3 protein-coding genes are annotated in these 2,690 nt (G+C 69.6%); all 3 read left to right on the top strand.

Features of this window, described 5'->3' with window-relative positions; genetic code table 11:
• Positions 1-796, top strand: a 796-nt coding sequence (locus x551_RS20850) for a PDR/VanB family oxidoreductase (RefSeq protein WP_036250918.1), incomplete at its 5' end; no start/stop codon positions are given.
• Positions 797-828: 32 nt separating this feature from the next.
• Entirely contained in the window at positions 829-1,893 is a 1,065-nt protein-coding gene (locus x551_RS20845) for an aromatic ring-hydroxylating dioxygenase subunit alpha (RefSeq protein WP_036236046.1), read from the top strand.
• A gap of 64 nt (positions 1,894-1,957) precedes the next feature.
• The coding region (locus x551_RS20840) for a XylR N-terminal domain-containing protein (protein ID WP_173402828.1) at positions 1,958-2,690 on the top strand (733 nt) is incomplete at its 3' end.

The raw sequence follows: 2,690 nt of genomic DNA, 5'->3' as shown, positions 1-2,690 counted from the left end.
GTGCAACCGCCCGGGCGAGACGCAGCGCTACTGCATCGGCGTGCTGCGCGAGGCCGCCGGCCGCGGCGGCTCACGCTGCGCGCACGAGGCGCTGCACGAGAGCACGCCGCTGCGCATCAGCGCACCGAAGAACCACTTCCCGCTGGTGCCGGCGAAGCATTCGATCCTGCTGGCCGGCGGCATCGGCGTGACGCCCATCCTCGCGATGGCCGAGACGCTGACCGCCGCGGACGCGTCCTTCGAGATGCACTACTGCACCCGCAGCCGCGCGCGCACCGCCTTCGCCGAGCGCATCGCCGCCGCGCCCTACGCGCTGCGCGTCGCCTTCCACCACGACGACGGCGCCAAGGCGCAGAAGTTCGATGCCAAGGCCGTGCTCGCCGCGCCGGCCGCCGACACCCATCTCTACGTCTGCGGGCCCAAGGGCTACATGGACCATGTGATCGCCACCGCCAAGGCGCTGGGCTGGGCGGACGCGCAGATCCACTTCGAGTACTTCGCCGGCGGGCCGGTGGACCACGGCGCCGACGACGCCTTCGAGATCGAGCTCGCGACGAGCGGCCGCGTCGTCACCGTGCCCGCCGGCCAGACGGTGATCGCCGCGCTGGCCGCGCAGGGCGTCGAGGTGCCGGTGTCCTGCGAACAGGGCGTGTGCGGCACCTGCATCCTGAAGGTCGTCGGCGGTACGCCCGACCACCGCGACATGTACTTCAGCGACGCCGAACACGCCGCCAACGACCAGTTCACGCCCTGCTGCTCGCGCTCGAAGACGCCGCGGCTGGTCGTCGCGCTCTGATCCGCCATTCCCTACAAGACCCAGGAGACCCCATGGAAACCAAGACCGTCGCGCTGAAGACGCCCTTCCTGAAGAACTGCTGGTACGTCGCCGCGCTGTCCACCGAGGTCGGCCCCGAGGCGCTGTTCCACCGCAAGATCCTCGACACCTCGGTGCTGATCTACCGCAAGCAGGACGGCACGCCGGTCGCGATGCACGACCGCTGCCCGCACCGCTTCGCGCCGCTGCACCTGGGCAAGCGCATCGGCGACGAGGTGGCCTGCCTGTACCACGCGCTGCAGTTCGACTGCACCGGCCAGTGCACGAAGAACCCGCACGGCAACGGCCAGATCCCCAAGGCCGCCAAGGTGCGCAGCTTCCCGCTGGTGGAGCGCCACGGCTTCCTGTGGATCTGGATGGGCGAGGCCGAGGCCGACCTCGACCGCCTGCCCGACTACGCGCCGCTCGACGCGGGCCACGACAACGGCGTGGCCTACACCTACATGCACATGAAGGCCCACTACGAGCTCATCATCGACAACGTGATGGACCTCAGCCACATCGACCATGTGCACGGCGAGATCATCACCACCCGCGGCCAGCTCTCGCCGCTGGTGCCGCAGATGCGCGAGGGCGCCGATCGCATCTCCGCGCGCTGGGAGTGGAAACAGACGCCGGCGATGCTGATCTTCGCCAACTTCATGCCCGACCCGGCCGCCGAGGCGCGCATGTTCTTCGACATCACCTGGGCGCCGCCGGCCCACATCCAGCTCTCGGTCGGCGCGACGCAGAACGACGCGGCGCTCGACCTCGACAACTGCATTGGCCAGTACGACCTGCACACCTGCACGCCCGAGACCGCCAACACCACGCACTACTGGTTCGCGACCCGCCGCAACCACGTCGAGGAGGACGGCGACTTCAACAAGATGAAGATCCAGGCCATGCACACCGCCTTCGAGACCGAGGACGGCCCGATCATCGAGGCGGTGCACGGCGAGATGGGCACGCCGGAGTTCTTCGGCCTGAACCCGGTGCTGATGAGCAACGACGCGGCGCCGGTCAAGGTGCGGCGGCTGCTGAAAAAGCTGATCGCCGCGGAGGCCGGCGCGGCCTGAACCGGGATCACCGCGTCCGCGCGGACCGCGACGGAGGCAACCAGCAGCCAGGAGGAGCAAGGGCATGAGATCGGCCAAGCCCGCGATGCCTCGCGGTTGGACCCCCGGCAGTTCGGGCATCGAAGACCTGGCAGCGAGCGTGCACTTCGCGTTCGACGAGGCTCGGATCTGGCTCGGCGAGGAGCGCATGCTGCTGATGCACTCGTCGGCGCTCGGCTCGCTGCGCCGGCAGTTGATCGAGACGCTGGGCTGGGAGCGCGCGCGCGGCGTGCTCACGCGCATGGCCTTCGCGTCGGGGCAGCGCGATGCCGAGATGATGCTGCGTCGCTACCCGGGCTTGCCCGACTGCGAACTGCTGCGTCTGGGCATGCTGCTGCGCTCGGTCGAAGGGATCATGAAGGTGGAGCCCACCGAGGTCGAGATCGACATCGGGCGCCGCCACTACTTCACCGACTGCCGCTGGAACCACTCGATCGAGGCGCATGTGCACGACCGTGACTTCGGCGGCCACGAGGGGCCCGTGTGCTGGGTCGAGAGCGGACATTCCTCGGGTTTCGTGTCGCGGCTGATCGGCCGCTTCGTGCTGCACAAGGAGGTCGAGTGCGGCAGCGCCACCGGCTGCCGCGTGATCGGCATGCCGCTGGAGGACTGGCGGGGCGACGCCGACGACGAGCTGCGCTACTACCAGCCCGACTCCGTGGTCGAGGAGATCGTCGCGCTGCGCAGCCAGGTCACTGCGCTGCGGCGCGCGGCGGACCCGCCGGTGCTGCCGCACGAGCTGATCGGCCGCTCGCCGG

This window comes from Methylibium sp. T29, from assembly GCF_000576205.1.
Lineage (GTDB): Bacteria > Pseudomonadota > Gammaproteobacteria > Burkholderiales > Burkholderiaceae_C > Methylibium > Methylibium petroleiphilum.
The sequence above is the reverse complement of the archived record's forward strand: the minus strand, read 5'-3'. Positions and strand labels throughout refer to the sequence as shown.

Coding starts and splice junctions, on each gene's coding strand:
- x551_RS20845 (WP_036236046.1), top strand. CDS start 829: ATGGAAACCAAGACCGTCGCGCTGAAGACGCCCTTCCTGAAGAACTGC.